The 18,772-nt window shown below is 63.2% G+C and carries 16 protein-coding genes; 9 read left to right on the forward strand and 7 right to left on the reverse strand.

Features of this window, described 5'->3' with window-relative positions; genetic code table 11:
• Positions 1-109: 109 nt before the first annotated feature.
• The gene (gene murI, locus MTP16_RS20870) at positions 110-961 is read right to left on the reverse strand and encodes a glutamate racemase (protein ID WP_243513424.1); all 852 of its coding nucleotides are present in this window, start codon (positions 959-961) and stop codon (positions 110-112) included.
• Between the two features lie 127 nt (positions 962-1,088).
• On the opposite strand from murI, the gene MTP16_RS20875 reads away from it, so the two are divergent.
• Positions 1,089-1,316: a hypothetical protein gene (locus MTP16_RS20875; protein ID WP_243513425.1), complete on the forward strand. Its 228-nt coding sequence runs from the start codon at positions 1,089-1,091 to the stop codon at positions 1,314-1,316.
• 74 nt (positions 1,317-1,390) lie between these two features.
• Here MTP16_RS20875 and MTP16_RS20880 read toward each other — a convergent pair whose 3' ends face one another.
• A complete protein-coding gene (locus tag MTP16_RS20880) occupies positions 1,391-2,089 on the reverse strand; it encodes an arylesterase (RefSeq protein ID WP_243513427.1) in 699 nt (232 codons plus the stop codon).
• 296 nt (positions 2,090-2,385) lie between these two features.
• Here MTP16_RS20880 and MTP16_RS20885 point away from each other — a divergent pair, with 296 nt between their 5' ends.
• A complete protein-coding gene (locus MTP16_RS20885; RefSeq protein WP_243513429.1) occupies positions 2,386-3,066 on the forward strand; it encodes an ABC transporter ATP-binding protein in 681 nt (226 codons plus the stop codon).
• Here MTP16_RS20885 and MTP16_RS20890 read toward each other — a convergent pair.
• The gene (locus MTP16_RS20890) at positions 3,050-4,063 is read right to left on the reverse strand and encodes an OmpA family protein (protein WP_243513431.1); all 1,014 of its coding nucleotides are present in this window, start codon (positions 4,061-4,063) and stop codon (positions 3,050-3,052) included. The genes MTP16_RS20885 and MTP16_RS20890 overlap by 17 nt on opposite strands.
• Positions 4,064-4,228: 165 nt before the next feature.
• Between MTP16_RS20890 and MTP16_RS20895 the strand changes: the two genes are divergently transcribed.
• Positions 4,229-6,733 carry an ABC transporter permease gene (locus MTP16_RS20895; protein WP_243520100.1) on the forward strand — a complete coding sequence of 835 codons (2,505 nt, stop codon included), beginning with the start codon at positions 4,229-4,231 and terminating at the stop codon, positions 6,731-6,733.
• Between the two features lie 8 nt (positions 6,734-6,741).
• Here MTP16_RS20895 and MTP16_RS20900 read toward each other — a convergent pair whose 3' ends face one another.
• Positions 6,742-7,110 (reverse strand): hypothetical protein, encoded by a 369-nt coding sequence (locus MTP16_RS20900; RefSeq protein ID WP_243513433.1) that lies wholly within the window; start codon positions 7,108-7,110, stop codon positions 6,742-6,744.
• Positions 7,111-7,564: 454 nt separating this feature from the next.
• On the opposite strand from MTP16_RS20900, the gene MTP16_RS20905 reads away from it, so the two are divergent.
• From MTP16_RS20905 to MTP16_RS20915, 3 genes are all read left to right on the forward strand, one after another.
• Positions 7,565-8,665, forward strand: a complete 1,101-nt coding sequence (locus MTP16_RS20905) for a glycosyltransferase (RefSeq protein WP_243513434.1) — start codon at positions 7,565-7,567, stop codon at positions 8,663-8,665.
• Positions 8,666-8,838: 173 nt separating this feature from the next.
• Complete coding sequence (locus tag MTP16_RS20910) at positions 8,839-9,579, forward strand: hypothetical protein (RefSeq protein WP_243513436.1); 741 nt, start codon at positions 8,839-8,841, stop codon at positions 9,577-9,579.
• On the forward strand, positions 9,564-10,253 hold the full coding sequence (locus tag MTP16_RS20915) for a hypothetical protein (protein ID WP_243513438.1): 690 nt from the start codon (positions 9,564-9,566) through the stop codon (positions 10,251-10,253). Before MTP16_RS20910 ends, MTP16_RS20915 begins: the two co-directional genes overlap by 16 nt.
• Positions 10,254-10,341: 88 nt before the next feature.
• On the opposite strand, the gene MTP16_RS20920 is transcribed toward MTP16_RS20915, so the two are convergent.
• Both MTP16_RS20920 and MTP16_RS20925 read right to left on the reverse strand, forming a co-directional pair.
• Entirely contained in the window at positions 10,342-10,692 is a 351-nt protein-coding gene (locus tag MTP16_RS20920; protein WP_243513439.1) for a helix-turn-helix domain-containing protein, read from the reverse strand.
• 26 nt (positions 10,693-10,718) lie between these two features.
• The gene (locus MTP16_RS20925; RefSeq protein WP_243513440.1) at positions 10,719-11,006 is read right to left on the reverse strand and encodes a type II toxin-antitoxin system HigB family toxin; all 288 of its coding nucleotides are present in this window, start codon (positions 11,004-11,006) and stop codon (positions 10,719-10,721) included.
• A 195-nt stretch (positions 11,007-11,201) separates the two neighbouring features.
• On the opposite strand from MTP16_RS20925, the gene MTP16_RS20930 reads away from it, so the two are divergent.
• Both MTP16_RS20930 and MTP16_RS20935 read left to right on the forward strand, forming a co-directional pair.
• Positions 11,202-12,062, forward strand: a complete 861-nt coding sequence (locus tag MTP16_RS20930; protein WP_243513443.1) for a DUF4240 domain-containing protein — start codon at positions 11,202-11,204, stop codon at positions 12,060-12,062.
• A 57-nt stretch (positions 12,063-12,119) separates the two neighbouring features.
• Positions 12,120-14,039, forward strand: coding sequence for an ABC-F family ATP-binding cassette domain-containing protein (locus MTP16_RS20935; protein ID WP_243513445.1), 1,920 nt, complete (start codon positions 12,120-12,122; stop codon positions 14,037-14,039).
• Positions 14,040-14,291: 252 nt separating this feature from the next.
• Here the strand turns inward: MTP16_RS20935 and MTP16_RS20940 are convergent, their stop codons facing one another.
• The gene (locus MTP16_RS20940) at positions 14,292-16,865 is read right to left on the reverse strand and encodes a pectinesterase family protein (protein WP_243513447.1); all 2,574 of its coding nucleotides are present in this window, start codon (positions 16,863-16,865) and stop codon (positions 14,292-14,294) included.
• Between the two features lie 384 nt (positions 16,866-17,249).
• On the opposite strand from MTP16_RS20940, the gene MTP16_RS20945 reads away from it, so the two are divergent.
• Positions 17,250-18,713 carry an IS4 family transposase gene (locus tag MTP16_RS20945; protein ID WP_243513451.1) on the forward strand — a complete coding sequence of 488 codons (1,464 nt, stop codon included), beginning with the start codon at positions 17,250-17,252 and terminating at the stop codon, positions 18,711-18,713.
• Positions 18,714-18,772: the final 59 nt, after the last annotated feature.

The raw sequence follows: 18,772 nt of genomic DNA on the forward strand, positions 1-18,772 counted from the left end.
ATGAAGAAGTGATGAAAAGGCGGAGTCACCTTGCGCAAAGGTAAGCCGGCGCGTCGGGTGAAAGGTTACGGAATAATGACCCTGCGAGGGGCCCAATGGTTGCCAGGCGTTATTCCCACAGCGGGTAATGCTCCAGGTGCACTTCCTGCTCAAAGAAAATGCGCGTGCTTTCCTCAAACGAGCGGGTGAAGTCCGATACGTAGAAATGGTGCGCGGGTGGTGTGGCCGCCGCGGGCGCCAGCAGGCCGCGGGCCGCCAGGTAAGCTTCGGCTTCGGCCGCCACCACATCGGAAGCGTCCAGCACATCCACCCGGCCGGCGTAGTAGGCCGCAATCTGCTCCTTGATAAGGGGGTAGTGCGTGCAGGCCAGCACCAAGGCGTCGATGTCGGCTAGCGTGGCGTGGCTGAGGTAGGTGCCGATGATGTCGTCGGAGATGGAATTTCGGAAAAAGCCTTCCTCAATCATAGGCGCCAGCAGGGGCGTGGCCAGCGAGTGCAGGTCGACGCCCGCGTCGAGGTCGTCGACCTTTTTCTTGTACACGTTGGAGTTCACTGTCTGCTTCGTGCCGATGAGGCCCACCCGGCGGCCGGCGTAGGCGCGGCCCAAGTGCGCCACAATGGGGTCGATGGCGCTCAACACCTTGGCCTTGCTGCCCACGTATTCGCGCACCAGCTCGTAGGCCGCGGCCGAGGCCGAGTTGCAGGCAATGACAATCAACTTGCAGTTTTGCCGCAGCAGCAAGTCGCATATTTTGATGGAGTAGGCCTGAATGGCGGCCGTGCTTTTGTCGCCGTAGGGCAGGTGGGCCGTGTCGCCGAAGTACACGATGCGCTCGTGGGGCAGGCGCCGGGCCACGGCCCGCGCCACCGTGAGGCCGCCAATGCCGGAATCGAACATGCCAATGGGCCGGGTGGCCAGCGCGGCCGCAGCGGCGGGCACGGGAGCAGCAGCAGTAGTCATAAGGCAAAGGTAGCCCGCGGCGCCGGCTGGCTATGTGCTGCATTAGCGCCACGTCCTTCGCGGAATGTTCCTACTTATTTGAAAAGCTTGCTATATTTCCGCCTCCATCACGCTCAAATAATTTGCCATGAGCACCATTTTGGCCGAAATTGACCACGCCTTGGCCGCTCACGACGCCCGCCTGGGCCGTCCCGTGGCCATCTACCTCGGCGAGCGCAAGCTTACCCAACTCACCCTCGACGCAGCCCGCGCGCCCCTGCCCGAGCTCAGCACCGACGCCGGCCGCCCCCGCGCCTACCGCCACCTGGAGCTGCTGCGCGACGAAGTGAACCTAGACGGCGTGCGGGTGATATGATGTTAGGGTGCGAGGGCATGAGGGTAAGAGTTTTTTTTCTCCTCACTCCCTCCTACCCCCACAACCCTCCTACCCTATTGCAGCACCGGTTGCAGCACCGCCCATACGGTGCGCGCCACAATGCGGTGCCCGGCGGGCGTGGGATGAATGCCGTCGGCTTGGTTGAGCGTCCGGTCGCCGCCCACGCCTTCGAGCAGGAAGGGAATGAGAACGAGCTTGTTTTTGGTGGCCATTTCCTGGTAGATGGCTTTGAAGTCGTTGGCGTAGGCCTGGCCCATGTTCGGGGGAATCTGCATGCCGGCCAATACAATTTGGGCTTGTGGGCTGCGGCGGCGCACCGTGTCGATGATGCCTTGCAGGTTTTCGCGGGTGGCCGCGAGGGGCAGACCGCGCAGGCCGTCGTTGCCGCCCAGCTCCAGCACGAACACGTCGACGGACTGGCGCAGAATCCAGCCCACGCGGCTGCGGCCGCCGGCGGTGGTTTCGCCGCTCAGGCCGGCGTTGATGACTTCGTAGTTAAGTTTGAGCGAGTCGATTTTGTCGCCAATCAGGGCCGGAAAGGCCTCGTCGGGCTCCACGCCGTAGCCGGCGGTGAGGCTATTACCGAAGAAGAGCAGGCGCTTCTTGCCGGTGCTGGCACCGGGCTTATTGCCCGCGGCGGGCTTGGCCGAAGTAGCTTCCGGGGCCTTCGCCGTTTCGGAAGACGAGTTGGAATTGCAGGCAGTGAAAGCCAGCGCCAGCAGGCCGGCGAAGGTGAGGCGAACGAGACGCATGGAAGAAGTTTTGGGCACGAAAGCGGAAAGCCGGAAAACATCGGGAAGGTTTTCGCGTCTTTGGTAACGAACGACGGGCGGGGTGGTTGTGGGGTAGCGTCGAAACAAAACCTAAGGGTCATGCCAAGCGCCGCCGAGGCATCTCGCTCGAAGCGTTCTGACGTGGCGCCTCACGCCCGACCCCTCTCCCAAAGGAGCGGGGAGCCTGACGAGGCATGTAAAATGCCTCGGCGGCACTCGGCATGACGGCCTTTTCCCTCCTGCCCCCATACCCTCCTTCCCTCCTCCCCCAGTAAATGTCCATCCTCCGCGTCGACAACCTCACCAAAACCTACCCCAGCGGCGGCCAGCCCCTCACGGTGCTGCACGCCGTCAGCTTCGACCTCCAGGCCGGCGACACCTTTGCCATCGTCGGCCCTTCGGGCTCGGGCAAAACCACGCTGCTGGGCCTGTGCGCCGGCCTCGACCGCGCCACTTCGGGCAGCGTGTGGCTCAACGGCATTCAGCTTGATAAGCTGAGCGAGGACCAACGCGCCGCCGTGCGCAACGAGCACGTGGGCTTCATCTTCCAGAACTTCCAGCTCCTGCCCACCCTCACGGCCCTCGAAAATGTGCTGGTGCCGTTGGAACTGCGCGGGCAGCGCGGCACCGCCCAAACGGCCCGGGAGCTGCTCGACCGCGTGGGCCTGGCCGGGCGGGCAGGCCACTACCCGGCCCAGCTTTCGGGCGGCGAGCAGCAGCGCGTGAGCCTGGCCCGCGCCTTCGCCAACCGCCCCGCCCTACTCTTCGCCGACGAGCCCACCGGCAACCTCGACCCCGACACCAGCGAGCGGGTGGTGAACCTGCTCTTCGAGTTGAACCGTGAAGCCGGCACCACGCTGGTGCTCGTGACGCACGACATGGAACTGGCCGCCAAGACGCAACGGACGCTGCGGCTGCGCGGTGGCAAGGTGGTGGAGGCTAATGTTTCTGTTTAGCTGGCAAGTTGCTTTCGCTGCTATCATGGGACCCAAGCTTGCTGCCCCTTGGTCTTCTTGCTGGCAAAGCAGGTTTTTTGTAAGGCACGACTCGGGCATTGCTTCGCCAAGAGAGATATTCCAGCGAGCTAAATCGAAGTTCTGCCCTACGATTTAGCTGCCGCTCTTCAGGTGAATAATTATAAGACACTGGACGCTGGCCACCATAGCTTACCATAAACAATTTGTTGGCAGGAATTCCATGATTTGCCAAATAAGCACACGTTGCTTTCGCTCGCTCCCAGCCTATTCCTGTTAGATATTGCTCGCGCTTAAAGTGTCCAAGCGGAACCTCGGATGGCTCGGCATGCCCTGACACCAGCACAATAGCCCCATCAACTTTCATCTGCCGAAAGTATCCGATGAACTCCGCTATTTGCGTCAATGAATTCGACCGTAAAGCAGAACGATTGGTATCGAAATAAATAATACGGGACATGAAATCATCGCTGCAACAATCATCAATATAGGTAGTGTAAAAATCCTTGACGAGAAAACTAGAATCGCCAAGCACCCCGGGTGGTGCATACTGCTGAATTTCTACTTTGCGTCCGTCTTTATTTAGCGCGACTTCATAAATATGGCCGGCGTTCAGGTCGATTTTATAGGCCCCTTCTGGTCCAGTTAGAACGCGAAAAACCCCTTCAACTGCGTTAGGATATGTATCCCGGAAAATCAATTCCATGCCTGGAACTATAGTTGAGCTGTCTTTGATGCTGAACACTTTTCCCCGCACGGTAATAGGCCGCTCCGTTTTTGCTTCAGCAACTACGGACGCAGGGATGCTATTGGTGACAGGCACTGTTGGCCTAATTGCCTGACAGGCCTGCAAACCCACCATACCCAGCATCAGAACGAGCGACAAGAAGTTCCACCAGCCACAGTGGATGCCAGGTTTTTCACTATTTCCGCTACTTGGCGCGGTAAAGAGGCGTAAACAACGGTTCGGGGCTAACATGGCGAGGAAGTGTATTTCGCAAGATGCATCGCCGAACAGTAAAGTGCATCGGCCGCTTATTCGTCTATGCCGCTGCCTTACCGGCGTTTCTTGCTTTCCTATTTTCTTACTGTGACTTCACCTCCCCTCCCCGCCGCCCGCCCCGCTACCTCCTGGCTTTTCCGCATGGCGTGGCGCGACAGCCGCCGCAGCCGGGCGCGGCTGCTGCTGTTTATGGCCAGCATTGTGCTGGGCATTGCGGCGCTGGTGGGCATCAACTCCTTTGGCGACAACCTGGCCCGCAGCATCAGCGAGCAGGCGCGCGAGCTGCTGGGCGCCGACCTGGTGCTGAGCGCCAACCAGCCCTTCCCCGCCAAGCTGGAACCCGCGCTGGGCAGCCTCGGCACGGCCCAGGTACGGGAGGTGTCGTTTGCCTCGCTGGTGCAATTCCGGCCGGGCCGGGGCACGCGGCTGGCGCAGGTGCGGGCGCGCTCGGGCGGTTTTTTTTATGGCGATTGGGAAACCGAGCCGAAGGCGGCGGCTGGACAGTTTGGGCAAGCGGGCGGCAGGGCCGGGGCGCTGGTTGATGACGCGCTGCTGGCGCAGTTTGGGGCGAAGGTAGGCGACTCGGTGCAGGTGGGTCAGCTCACGCTGCCCATCGTGGGGCGGGTGCTGAAAACGCCGGGGCAGTCGGGCATCAGCACGGCGGTGGCGCCCACGGTGTTCATTCCCGAGGCGCTGGTGGCGGGCACCGGCCTGGTGCAGCGCGGCAGCCGCGTGCGCTACACCCGCGCCTACCAATTCGCGCCGGGTACCGACGCGGCGGCTGTGCTCAAGCCTCTGCAAGCCCGCCTCGACGCAGCCGATGTGGACACCGACACCGTGGCCGAGCGCCAGAAAAGCACCGGCCGCGCCTTCGCCGACCTCACCCGCTACCTCAGCCTGGTAGCCTTCGTGGCGCTGCTGCTGGGCTGCGTGGGCGTGGCCAGCGCCGTGAATCTGTACGTGCGCGAAAAGCTGGCCGCCGTGGCCGTGCTGCGCTGCCTGGGCGCCAGCGGCCGGCAGGCGCTGCTGATTTATTTGATTCAAACCGCCGGCCTGGGGCTGGTGGGCGCCGTGCTGGGCGCGGCGCTGGGGGCGGCCGTGCAAACGCTGCTGCCCCGCGTGCTGGGCGACTTTTTACCCGTCGCCATTACCGTGAGCGTGTCGTGGACGGCCGTGCTGACGGGCCTCGTCACGGGCCTGCTGATGGCGGTGCTGTTTGCCCTGCTGCCGCTGCTCAGCATCCGGCGGGTGTCGCCGCTGCGGGTGCTGCGCACGGCGGTGGAGGACGACACGGCCGCACCCGACCCGCTGCGGGGGCTGGTAATTGGCATTATTGGCTTGTTCATTCTGGCCTTCGCCTACGGGCAAACGCGCGACTGGAAGCTCACACTGGGCTTTGGGGCGGGGCTGCTGGCGGCCTTTGCGGCACTGGCCGGGCTGGGTCGCCTGCTGATGGCGGCGGTGCGGCGCTTCTTTCCCGGCGGCTGGGGCTACGTGTGGCGGCAGGGCCTGGCCAACCTCTTTCGCCCCCAAAACCAGACGCTCACGCTGGTCACGTCCATCGGGCTGGGCACTTTCCTGCTGGCTACGCTCTTTCTTACCCAGGCCCTGCTGCTGAGCCGGGTGCAGGTGGCCGGCCAGAAGTCGTCGGCCAACCTGGTGCTGTTCGACATTCAGCCCGAGCAGCGCGCCGGCGTGGAGGCCCTGCTGACCGCGCAAAAGCTGCCCGTATTGCAGCGGGTGCCCATCGTGACCATGCGCCTGACGGCCATCAACGGCACGTCGGTTTCGGTTATTAAGAAGGATACGGCGCGCGGCATCCCGGCCTGGGCCCTCACCCGCGAGTACCGCGTCACCTACCGCGACTCGCTCAACTCCTCTGAAAAACTCACTGCTGGCACCATGCCCACCCTCGGCCCCGATGGCCTGCCGCGCATTTCCGTGGAGAAAGGCTATCTGGAGCGCACCAAGCTTAGCCTCGGCGACACGCTGGATTTCAACGTGCAGGGCTCCCCCATGCGCACCATCATTGGGGGCACACGCGAGATTGACCGGAGCCGGGTGCAGCCCAGTTTCCTGGTGGTGTTTCCAGTAGGGGTGCTGGAGCAGGCCCCACAGTTTCAGGTGGTGCTCACGCGCACGCCCAGCACGGCCGCGCTGGCCGCCGTGCAACAGCAGTTGGTGCGGCAATTCCCCAATGTGTCGGCCATCGACCTGGGTTTGATTCTGACCACGCTCAACGACATTGTGGGCAAAATCTCTTTCGTCATCCGCTTCATGGCGGGCTTCAGCATTCTCACCGGACTGCTGGTGCTGAGCAGCGCGGTGGTCATCAGCCGCTACCAGCGCGTGCGCGAAAGCGTGCTGCTGCGCACGCTGGGCGCCAGCCGGGCCCAGATTCTGCGCATCACGCTGGTGGAGTACGGCTTACTGGGGCTGCTGGCAGCGCTGGCGGGCATCGCGCTAGCGGTATTGGCGGCGTGGGCGCTGGCGGTGTGGGTGTTCGAAGTGGGCTTTGCGGCGGCGTTGCTGCCGCTGCTGGGCTTGGCAGCGCTGGTCACGGTGCTCACGGCTGCCATTGGCGTGTTCAATAGCAGGGAAGTGCTGCGCCGCTCGCCGCTGGAAGTGCTACGGGCCGAAGGGTAAAACCGCCCTCAGCGGCCCAGCAGCACGTCGGCCTTGGTGCGGTGGAAATGCTTGCGCCGGAGCTTGCGGCGCACGTCGGCCGGAATGGGCCAGCCGCTGGCGTAGCTGCTGAGGATGGCTGCCTCCCGCTCGGCGCTGAAGCGGGCGGCCTGGCTGAGGCCGACGGCTGCAGGCGCCGCCCCGGCCACCAGGCCGCTCACGGCGCCGGCCACGGTGGTTGAAGCCGCCATCTCGCCCGCCGTGGTCAGCAAGGCATCGCTGCCGTGGCGCCGCTGCACAAACAGCTTGTGCACCGCAAAAGCAGTGTCGCGGCCTTGTCCGTAGCCCGGCAGCGTCAGGCTACTCCCTACCAAGGCACCCAATAGCCAGTTTTTCATCTTTGACATTGACATTGTTTGGACGGGTCGCTTGTTCTGTATCATCCGAAACGAACGAATAATCAGCCCACCAACCGCAACAACAGACGCCGGCCCATAACTGATTGGTTGCAATGCGGCCACAACAGATACCCGGCGCTACCTGCAACGGGCAGCATCGCTCGCCGCCGCAGGGGCTGCAGGCGGAGGGGCAGTGGTGGCGGTATACTCCAACCGCTAGTGTTTTTCCCTCGGATTGGCGGAAAATTCAGGTGCGGCCCGTGCCATAGCAACCGTCAACTCTTTGCCGCCTCGTGTTCCTGCCCGGGATTTATGCGGAGCGACGAATACCGTTTTCACCCCTTCAGAATGCGTATTTCCTGATTCGCAGCCCAGCCGTTGCGGGACGTATAGCCGGTAGGCAGCTCGCGCAAAGTCGTGAGGTGGTTTCTGCTCCTTCCGCTACCTCCGGCTCATGCTATTTCCCACGGTTTTTTTCTCGGTATTCTTTGGCTTGTTTGCGGTGGTGCTGGGGTTGGTGTGGCGCCGGCGCCCCACGCCCGCGGCCCTGGCGGCGCTGCCGCGCGTCAGCATCCTCATTGCGGCCCGCAACGAAGCCCATGCCATTGAGCGCTGCCTGCACGCATTGGCCCAACTCAACTACCCAGCCGAACTGCTGGAAATCCTGATTGGCGACGACGCTTCGACCGACGACACGGTGGCCGTGGTGCAGCGCTTCATTGCCGATAAGCCGCAGTTCCGGCTGCTGCGCATCCGGGACCGCCTGGGCACGGCCCGCGGCAAAAGCAACGTGCTGGCCCACCTCTGCCGCGCCGCTACCACCGACTACTTCTTCATCACCGACGCCGACATGGCCCTCGCCCCCGACTGGGTGCGCACGCTGCTGGCCGCGGCCGCCCCGCCCGAAGTGGGCATCGTAACGGGCATCACCACCGCCAAGGGCGGCTTATTTGGCCGCCTGCAGGGGCTCGACTGGCTGTTTGGCCTGAGCCTCATCCGGATGCTTACCGACCACGGGGTGCCCGTGACGGCCGTGGGCAACAACATGTTGGTGCGCCGCGCCGCCTACGAGTCAATCGGTGGCTACGAGACGCTGGCCTTTAGCGTCAGCGAAGACCTGCAGCTGTTTTGGCAAGTGGTGGCCCAGGGCTGGCACTACCGCAACCTAGTGGCGCCCGGCGCGCTGGGCGTTTCAGAGCCACAGCCCACCTGGCACTGCCTGCTGCGCCAGCGCAAGCGCTGGATGCGGGGCGCCGGCCAGCTGCCCTGGCAAATGAGCGGCCTGTTCTACTCCTACGGCCTCTTCTACACGGTGCTGGGCTGGCCGGGGCTGCTGCCCTGGGGCACCATAGCGGCGCTGTACGCGGGCAAGGTGCTGCTGCAAACCCTGTTTCTGAGTATCACGCTGGGGCAGGCCGGGCGGCGCGAGGCACTGCCGGTGCTGCTGTGCTACGAGTTCTACCTGCTGGCCATGTCGCTGGCCGTGCTGGCCTACACCGCCTGGCCCCGCCCCATCGAGTGGAAAGAGCGCCGCTACCAGTGGGCCGAAGCCTGAGCGGCAGGGCAGGCTGCACAGGCTAACGCGTCTGCGGGGCCAAGGTCGTTGTTTCATTAGAAAAGAGCCGACAGGGCATCTTCTAGTCTGTTTTGCGGTGGTTCGGGGTTCTTTTATCGAATGAGCCACGCAGGGCCATGCAACCTCTGCCCCCGCCCATTGCTCTTCCTTCTATGCGGGCTACTACTTTTTCCCGGCGCTGGCTGCTGGCCCTCGTGCCCTGCCTGGCCCTGCGCTGCGGCACCAACTGCGATGACTGTTATGAGCCGCCCTGCGCCGGCCAGTACCTGGGCGGCTTGTCGCTGCGGCCCGGTTCGCTGGGGTGGCTGCCCGCGCCGGCCCCCGATTCGTTGCGTTTCATTAATTCCAACGGCTACCGGGCTGTGCTCGACCGGGTACCCCCGCCGGCCTCGCCCGATTCGGTGACGCTGCCCGCTTTCCTCGGCAGCTACCCCAGCTACGAAGAGAGTGTGCTCAACCCACAGGCGGCGCCCTGTGAGGCTTATTTTCGCGCCCGCCGAGTGGTGCAGCACTACCGGGGCCGCGGCCTCAATCTCGACCTGCGCTTCAATCTGTTCAAGGACCTGACCGGCACCGCCTCGGCGCATGGCCTGTTCAGCCGGGCCGCTGCCGATACCCTGCCCGACATGGTGGTGTTGGTGTTCAACCAACAGTACACGGCCGGCTTCCCAGTGGCCCGCGCGCCCTACCGGCAGCCCCGGCCCACGGCGCTGGGCGGCACGGCCGTGTTCCTCGATTCGGTGCGGCTGGCCGGCCGCACGTTCTTCGGCGTGTATCAGTTTTCGCGCGTTGCTACGGGCGCGGCGGTGCAGCCGCAGCGGTTTTTTCTGCGGCCGGGCCAGGGCCTGGTGGGTTTTACGTATAGCAACAACGAGCAATGGGCGCGCTTCTAACCCTGCGGCGCGGGTGGGCCGCCGTGGCCTTGGCTGCCACCGGGCTACTAGCCGGCTGCGAAACCGAATGCGTGCCCCGGCAGCGCGTGCTGGCGCTGGAGGCGCCTTACAACCAGTTTTTTAACCGCGCACCGGCCTGCACCTACACCACGGCGCCCCCCGTGGCCGCCAGCAGCAGCACGGGCCTCACCGACAGCTTCAGCGGCTGCCTGAACGTGAGCCAGAGCTACCTGGAGGCCAGCACCTCGGCCTGCGAAACCGTGTCGGGCGAACTGCGCAGCACCTATGCCTTCGCCTCCCTTTATGGCTACAGCTTCGTGGCCCAAGTAGAGCAGTTGCCCGATGGCCCGCAGTTGCTCGTGCGCGACCAGTCGCCCGGCACCGGCGTGCCCTACGCCACCCTCACCTACCGCTTCGCCACCGGCCAGGCCCAAGCCACCTACCTCGACGCCAGCGCCAATATCACCGTGCCCTTCGCCCAGGCCCCGGCCGTGACGGAACTGCGCAACTTCCAAAGCGGCACCCGCACCTACGCCCAAGTGTGGCGCATCACCAATCCCCTGAATGCCGCCCAGGGCCGGGTCACCGCCGCCACGGTTTTCTACATCGACCGCGACTACGGCCTCATCCGCTTCGAGCAGCGCGACGGCACCAGCTGGACGCTGGCGCTATAAGGCGGCAGCGCTGGCGGGGCCAAGGTCCCACCGCCCCCGCCACGCCGGGGCGTGTCGGGCGCCGCGGCAGGGGCAGGAGAAACGAATGCTAGGCCGCTTCCAAAATGAAATCCGCCGGGATGTTCAACGTTTTATGGAGCTTCTTGGCGAGGCTCATCGTAACGCTGGTTTTGCCATTGAGCAAGTCGCTGAACCGACTGGCGGGAATGCCCAGCAATTCGGCCATCTGCTTGCGGTTGAGTTGGCGGTTGAACATCTCGATTTCCAGCCGGCCAATGAGCGTATCGAGCCGCACCGGGCCATGGCCAGCTTTAATCTCAAAGTCGTCAATGGCTTCGGCCAACGTTGCGATAGCCGCGTCGCCCTCAGGAGCAGTGGTGATGAGCCGTTTCAATTCCAACAGCGCGGCCTGGTATTCGGTGGCGGTGCGAATAGTCATAGTGAGGGGATTTATAATATTAGAGATTAGAGCGTGCTCACGTCGAGTTTATCGTAGTCGGCGTGCGTGCCGATGAACAGAATGTACAGCGTGCGGGTGCTGAAATGCACCAGCGTCACCACCCGCAGGCGGTTGCCGCACACATCAAATACCAGCCGGTCGGGGGCCACGTAGTCGGTATTCCGGTACGTTTGCTTCACAGCCAGAAAATCCTTCCAGCTGGCGGCGCGGGTCACGTCGAACCACTCGTTCAGCGCCTTGGCACAGCCGGGGTACCGAATGGCTGCTTCCTTCACCGCCGATTTAGCCAGCACGACCATACGATTACATATTTTGTAATTCTCTAACGCTTTTGCGAAGCTAACAGTTTGCGGCTGGTGAACAAAGCCAGTTTATGCCGCCCCTCCCCCCCCACCGCGACGGGGCGTGTCGGCCGCCGCGAGTGGGGCTGGAGATGCTTAAAGTAGCTTTGAACTAAGTTTGGCATTCAGAATCTCAAGCTATACCCGATGCGACAGCAGCTATTTTTTCAGGACGCTACCTCAAACAAGTTTTGGACGGCTGAAGCCGAAGGCACCAAGCAAATTATTTCTTCCGGTGCAGTAGGTACGCAAGGCCGCCGGTCTGAAAAGCAGTTCGCATCTGCTGAAGCTTGTTTATCCGATACTGAAAAGCTTATCAAACAGAAAATCAAAAAGGGTTATACCAAACTCGCCGAAAACGAAGTCATTCCAGCAAAGCCCGTTTTTACATCCGACGAAGTTAGTCAGCAATTCTTTTGGCGCAGTATCGAAAAGTCAAACAAAAAGCGTAACGCCGACTGGTCGGAGTATGACACGGAAGAGCACATTGAAAATTTAACGGAACTGCTTTCCAAAAGCGGCAAGCAAAAGTTAATTCAATTTGAGAAGCAACTTCAGATGTATTTGAATCAACTCCATACCGCTGAAATCGCAGAATTATCAATCATCTTGGAATGTGATTTTAAGAAAGAGAATGAAACAATCATTTTTGACGACAGCTTGTCGGATGACGGTTTTATTTACTTCCGTTGTTGGCTATTGCTCAAAGGATATGAATTCTTTACTGAAATAAGCCAAGACATCAACGCCTTAGTCAATGGCAAATACAGTTTCAATATTGGTGACACTTGGGGGGAAGGTTTGCTCTACGTAGCCGATGAAGCTTATTCTGTCAACCACGATAATGAAGACGATTCGGAAATAAGGGATGCCGTAGCCGACCAATTTCCCGAAGTCATTCACTACGACTCGATGGAAAGAACGATGAACCGAGAGCCTAAAGGTGGCGCGGAACTACAAGTCATGTATCCTAAGCTTGTAGAAGAAATAGTGCGGGTTAGAAGCTAGCTGCCATCACGGCTTGCGAATAGCACCCCGCCCGCCCCGGCCGTACCTTTGCGGCCTATGAACCTGTTATCCGCCGAGAACATCTCGAAGAATTACGCCGACCGCTGGCTGTTTAAAGACCTCAACTTCGGCCTGAACCTGGGCCAGCGCGTGGCCTTTGTGGGCATCAACGGCACCGGCAAAACCACCCTCATGAAGGTGCTGGCCGGCCTCGAAGCCCCCGATACCGGCGAGGTGAGCGTGCGCAAGGGCATCCGCGTCACCTACTTGGGCCAGAACCCCGTGTTCGACGAAAGCCTGAGCGTGGAGCAAACCATCTTCGCCAGCCAGAACGACACGCTCCGCGCCATCCAGGAGTACGAGCACGTCGTCAACGACCCCGACCACAAGCCCGACGACCTGCAGCGCGTGCTCGAACGCATGGACGCCCTCAACGCCTGGGACTACGAAGCCCAGGTGCAGCAGATTCTCGGCCGCCTCGGCATCCTCGGCGACTTGCTCACCCGCAACGTGGCCCAGCTCTCGGGCGGGCAGCGCAAGCGCGTGGCCCTGGCCCGCGTCCTCATCGAAGAGCCCGACGTGCTGCTGCTCGACGAGCCCACCAACCACCTGGACCTGGCCACCATCGAGTGGCTCGAAAACCGCCTGAACTCGCCCAGCCTCACCCTGCTGATGGTGACCCACGACCGGTACTTCCTCGACAAAGTGGCCAACGAAATCGTGGAGCTCGACAAGGGCCAGGTGTACCGCTACCAGGGCAACTACGCCTACTTCGTGGAGAAAAAGGCCGACCGCGAAATGCGCGAAAACGTGGAAGTGGAAAAGGCCCGCCAGCTCTTCAAAAAAGAGCTCGACTGGATGCGCCGCATGCCCCAGGCCCGCGGCACCAAGCAAAAAGCCCGCATCGACGCCTTCTACGTCACCAAGGAAAAAGCCAGCACCAACCTCAGCAAGCAGCAGGTGGAGCTGAGCGTGAAAACCACCCGCCAGGGCGGCAAAATCATCGAAGCCGACCACCTCAACAAGCGCTTCGGCGACAACGTGGTGCTCGACGATTTCAGCTACGTCTTCAAGAAAAAGGACCGGATTGGCCTCGTGGGGCCGAACGGCGCGGGCAAGTCTACGCTGCTCAACATGCTCACCGGCAAGCTCAAGCCCGACAGCGGCACCATCGACGTGGGCCTGACCACCGTGTTTGGCTACTACACCCAGACCGAGCTGGAATTCGACCCCTCGCAGCGCGTCATCGACATCGTGAAGGAAGTGGCCGAAGTGGTGGAGCTAGCCAACGGCGACGTGCTCACCGCCAGCCAGTTTCTGAATCTGTTTCTGTTCCCGCCGGCCCAGCAATACACGCTGGTGAGCAAGCTGAGCGGCGGCGAAAAGCGGCGCCTGCAGCTGCTGCGCGTCCTCATCAAGAACCCCAACTTCCTCATTCTTGACGAGCCCACCAACGACCTCGACCTGGCCACGCTCAACATCCTGGAAGATTTCCTGCTGAATTTCACCGGCTGCCTGCTCATCGTCAGCCACGACCGGTACTTCCTCGACCACCTCGCCGAACACCTGTTTGTATTGGAGCCCGGCGGCGCCGTCCTCAACTTCCCCGGCAACTACACCGACTACCGCGAGTACCTGGCCGAGCGCGAAACCGAAGCCGCGCTACTCGAAGAAGAAAAAGCTGCCAAAGCCGCCCGCGCCGCGGCAAAAGCCAACATCACGCCGGCCGCCGTGAGCACGGCCGTAGCGGCCACGCCGCAGAAACGCCGCGCCACCTTCGCCGAGAAAAAGGAGTACGAGCAGCTCGAAAAAGCCATGGCGACGCTGGAAGCTGAGAAGCAGGAAATCACCGCCAAACTGAACGGCGGTGCGGGCACCCCGCAGGACTTCGCCGCCTGGGGCGCCCGGTTGTCGGCGCTGAATCAGGAGTTAGAGGAGAAGGAACTGCGCTGGCTGGAGCTTTCCGACCTGGGGTAGGTAGCAGGTTGGATGAATAACAAAACCTTATGCTGAGCACAGCCGAGGCAGCTCGCGTGCAGCAGTAATCAATAGCATCGCAGCGAAGCAAGCGAGATGGCCCGGTCCTCGGCTTGATGCGCAGAGCGCTCGGCATGGCATTCTGAATTTAACCGCAGCATAAACAAGGAAAGGGAGGCAAAGCCGTGCGGCTCTGCCTCCCTTTCCTTTTTCGATTCAGCCAGCCGGGCACATTCGCCCCGGCCAGCCCGGTTACTCCTTGTGCAAAGGCACTGCGAACTGCCCGGCCTCGCTGATGTAACGCACCACGTAGTATCCGGCCACCAAAGCATTGAGGTTGAGTGCCGTTTGCTGGGAGCCCGCCACGCAGGCCACAGTGGCAACCCGCTGCCCCAGCGACGAATACACCGCTATTCGGGCCTCGCGGGAGGCGGCCGGATGCGTTATCAGGCACTGGGCCGTAGCGGGATTGGGGTAAAGTTGCAGGGCCTGCACAGCCGCGCCACGCGTGCTGCTTACCACGTTGGCCTCGCCCTTCACCTGCACGTTTTTCAGGGTAGCGAAGCGCGTGGTGACGGTGGTGGAACCGCAGCTGAAATACACGCGGAACGTGAGGCGCTGCCCGGCCGCCAGCGTGAGGCCCGTGGCGCCGGCAAAGGCCAGCCGGTAGGTGCTGCTGGCATTGGTGGTGAAGATTGGCGTGGTGAACCCGCCATTGGCCGAGCTGAGCAGGATGCCGCCGGGCCCTTTGCTGCCGGTCACATCGGCTGAGTCGGTGGCGAAACCGCTGCGCGACCACACCACGGCCAGCTTGGTATTACTCACCGAGCCCGTGACGTAGGCGTTGAACACCAGCGAGTCGAGCCGCACGGCACTGCTGTTTGAGCCCACGGTGAACTGCTCGTAGTAAGTCCGGTTCAGGTTGCCGCCGTTGCCGCCCAGGGCCGTGGTCCAGGCTCCGTCGGCCACGGGCGCGAATGCTTGGCCGTAGGTGCGCGAATACGGCGGTATGGTGGCCGTTGCCGAGCCATTCGACACTACGAATTTGCGCAGCGTGGGCGTGCTGGCTTGCAGCGCGGCCGCGCGCACGGCAGTGCTGTCCTGGTTGCTGCGGGCCATGGGCCACCACTGCAGCACCACCGACTGGGGCAGGGCCGCTGCCTGCTTCTGACCCGCAAGTGGGATGCTGACGGCAGCGGCCCCGGCGCTGGCCAGCGTCAGGTTTCCCGCGTAGGGGCCCACGGACCCGGCATTGAGGCGCACACTGAGCGTGGTGGAAGCCACCCCGCCGGTGCTGCCCGGAACCAGCGTCAGCGGCGCGGCGCTGCCAAACCAGGTGGTGCCGCCATTGGCCGAGACTTCGTAGCCCGCTGGGGGCGTCACCGTCACGGCGGCCGTCAGGTTTTCGGCCCGTACCAGCAGATTCTGTATGGCCGACGGGGTGGCGCCGCCCTGCAAAAAGGCCTGCAGCGTGCCCGTGGTGAAGATGGTGGGCGTGCTCGATATTTCGAGCGTATCGGTGACATGCGTGGCCAGGCCGGATTTAGAGGCTCGCACGTAGTAGTAATACGACGTGCCCGGCGCCGGAATGGCGTCGGTGGTGCCGAAGTTGATGTTACTGGCTACCGCCGACGTGGTAGTGTACAGCGGGGTGTAAGTGCCCCGCCGCGCGGTGCTGCGGAACAGCTGGTACTGCACGCCGGCAATGAGCCAGCTGCTGTTCCACGTCAGGTTGGAAAGCGCCGTGGCGCTGCCTTTCACGGCCCAGAAATTCGACACCGCAATGGCCGGGTCTTGGTGGCCGCAGAAGTTGGGCACCACCGTGCACGGATTCCAGCTGCCCAGTACCGCCGCGCGGGTGTAGTTCGCCGTGTCGGCATCGGCCAGTTGAATGGACCACGGCACCCGCTGGCTGATGTTCACCAGGTTGCCGCTGAAGTCGCGGCTTTTGTACTCAGCGTATTGAATCACGCTGGTCACGGTGCCGGCGTCCCACAACTGCCAGCCCGCGGGCTTGATGGAATTGCCCATCGTCGTGTTCAGCCACACCACTTTCGTGGCCGAGCGGTCGGTAGCTGTCGAGCCCAGGTCGTTCTGCCAGGGCCGGCCCAGGGTGTAGGTGGTAGTGCCCCGGTTTTCGGGAATGATGCAGTTGCGAAACACGAAGCCGTAGGGCTGACCGGGCTGGGTGTTGGCCGCCGTGATGTAGCCGCCGCTGCCGCCGTCGCGCCGGGTGCGGGGGTAGATAATGCAGTTTTCAAACAGCCCCCGGCCGGCCCCAAAGATGAAATCGACCACGCCGTCGATGTAGCATTCCTTGAAATAGCTGCGGTTGCCGGCCTGCGAGTTGAGCTGCATAGTGTCTTGCCCGCCCAGGAAACGGCAGTTTTTGAACGCCACCCGGTCGCCGGTGATGTACATGGCCAGGCCCTGCGGCGCGTCGCCGTAGGTGTTTTCGAAGGTGATGTTCAGCGCGCTGACGTCGGAGGCGTTGATGATGAAGCTGGACGAGTTGCCGGGGAACGACGGCGTGTTGGCGTCGTTCCAGCTCAGCACCGTGTTGGCCACGCTCTCGCCGATGAACTGCAAAAACGGCCTGTTGCTCGGCACGGTAATCTTCTCCCGGTACTTGCCGTTTTTGATGAAGATGGTAAACGGCGCGGTGCGGCCCGTGGGCGCGGCGTTGATGGCCGCCTGCACGCTGCGGTAAGCCCCGGAGCCATCGAGGGCCACCACCGCGTCATAGGTTTGGGCGCGGGCGCCTTGCCCCAGCAGGAAAAGCAGCACCGTTAGCAGCGCGGCTTGCAGCGTAAATGTTGGTTTCATCGAAAACAGTTTGGTGGGTAAACGTAAGCCTGCCCCGCCTTTAATTCCGGCATGGCCCTGAGCAAAAGTGAAGACCCCACGCAGCTAAACCATGCAAACTGCCAGAAATAGTAGCGGCAACGTTGCCGGGAACGTTGCCAGAACCCATCACCGCCGCCTTGCCAGCCGCGCGCTTCGCAAAAGCGCACTATCATCAGCCGTGCCCACTCGCCCGCCGGCGCCGAAGCGCACGTCGCAACATTGCAAATTCCTGACAATCATCCACCGCCAGGCTCACCACATAAAAAAGGCCCTTGCATAGCTGCCTTGTCCTTACCCACATCTTATTGAGAAGCGCCGGCCGGTAGGCCGGCGTTTTTTTTGGCCAGCGCGTAGCTTTCGGTCATGTCGATTGCTACGCATTTCTGCGACCCGCTAAGCTGGGCGCAGCATCATTTTGGGGCCGCACCGTTGGGGGACGCGCGCCGGAGCCGGCGGCTGGTGCTACTCGCGGCCGGCTGGTGTCGCCAGCCCGGGGCCAGCATCCCGCGCCTGAATCAGGGCCAAGCCGGGGCCAGCAAGGCCGCCTATCGCCTGCTCGACCACCCACAGGCCACGCCCGACGCCTTTCAACAGCCGCATCGCCACGTGGTTAGCCATCAGCTCCAGGCCCCGGGCACCTACCTGCTGCTGGAAGACACCACCGAACTGCTCTGGCCCGAGGCGGCCACTCGCCGCCCGGGCCTGGGGCCCGTGGGGCCGGGCACGGTTCGCCACCAGGGGGTGCTGCTCCATTCGCTGCTAGCCGCCGCCTGGCCCGCCGACGGACCCGCCCCGTCTCGGGCCCAGCGCCCCCCCTTGCCGCTGCTGGGCCTGCTGGACCAGCAGTTTCATGTGCGCCAGCCCGCGCCTGACGCCGAAAAAGCCGGTCCCCACAACCAGGCCCGCCTGCGGCAGGCCCGGGCCCGCGAATCGGCCCTGTGGACGCAGAGCCTGCGGGCGGTGGGCAGCCCCCCACCCGACACCCGCTGGGTGGTGGTGGCCGACCGGGGCGCGGATGTCTATGAGCATTTGTACCAGTGCCAGCAGCAAGGGCTGGGGTTCGTGGTGCGCGCTGCCCAGGACCGGGGCCTGGTGGTGGGGCCCGCCAAGGAACCAGCTGGCCGCCTCTTCGAGCGCGCCCGCGCCCAGCCCAGCCAGGGCACGCTGGCCCTGTCGTTGCGCGGACGGCCGGGCCAGCCGGCGCGGCAGGTGACCCTGCACCTGAGTTGGAGCCCGCCGCTGGCCCTGCGGGCCCCCCAGCGGCCGGGGGGCGCCACGGGCAAGGGTGCGCCGGTGGCCGCGACGGTCGTGCGCGTGTGGGAAGTGCGGGCCGATGGCATCCCGGGGCTGGAATGGCTGCTGCTGACTGATTTTCCCGTGACCGACCTCGCACAGGCCCAGGCCGTGGGGCGGCAGTACGCCAGCCGCTGGCTGATTGAGGAATTCCACAAGGCCCTCAAAACGGGGCTGGGTGCCGAGCGGCTGCAACTGCAAACGGCGGCCCGCCTGTTCGCGGCCGTGGCCGTGCTGAGTGTGGTAGCCCTGGCCCTGGTGGCCCTGCGCGAGCACAGCCGCCAGCAGCCAGACGCGCCGGCCGAGCGGGCCGGCTTGTCGGTCAGCTATTTGCGCGTGCTGCGGGGGCAGTGCCAACGTCCGCTTACCACCGTGCGGGAGGTGTATTACGCCCTGGCCGGGCTGGGTGGACACTTGGGGCGCGCCGGCGACGGGCCGCCGGGCTGGCAAACGCTGTGGCGGGGGCTGCTGAGTTTGCGCCAACTGGTTGAAGGCGTACGGCTGGCCACGCAGCTTCGGCTGGAGGAAGACTAAAAAAAGCACCGGCCGGTAGGCCGGCGCTTTTCATTTAAGGCATGGGGCAAAAGCTCGTC

This window comes from Hymenobacter monticola, from assembly GCF_022811645.1.
Classification (GTDB): domain Bacteria; phylum Bacteroidota; class Bacteroidia; order Cytophagales; family Hymenobacteraceae; genus Hymenobacter; species Hymenobacter monticola.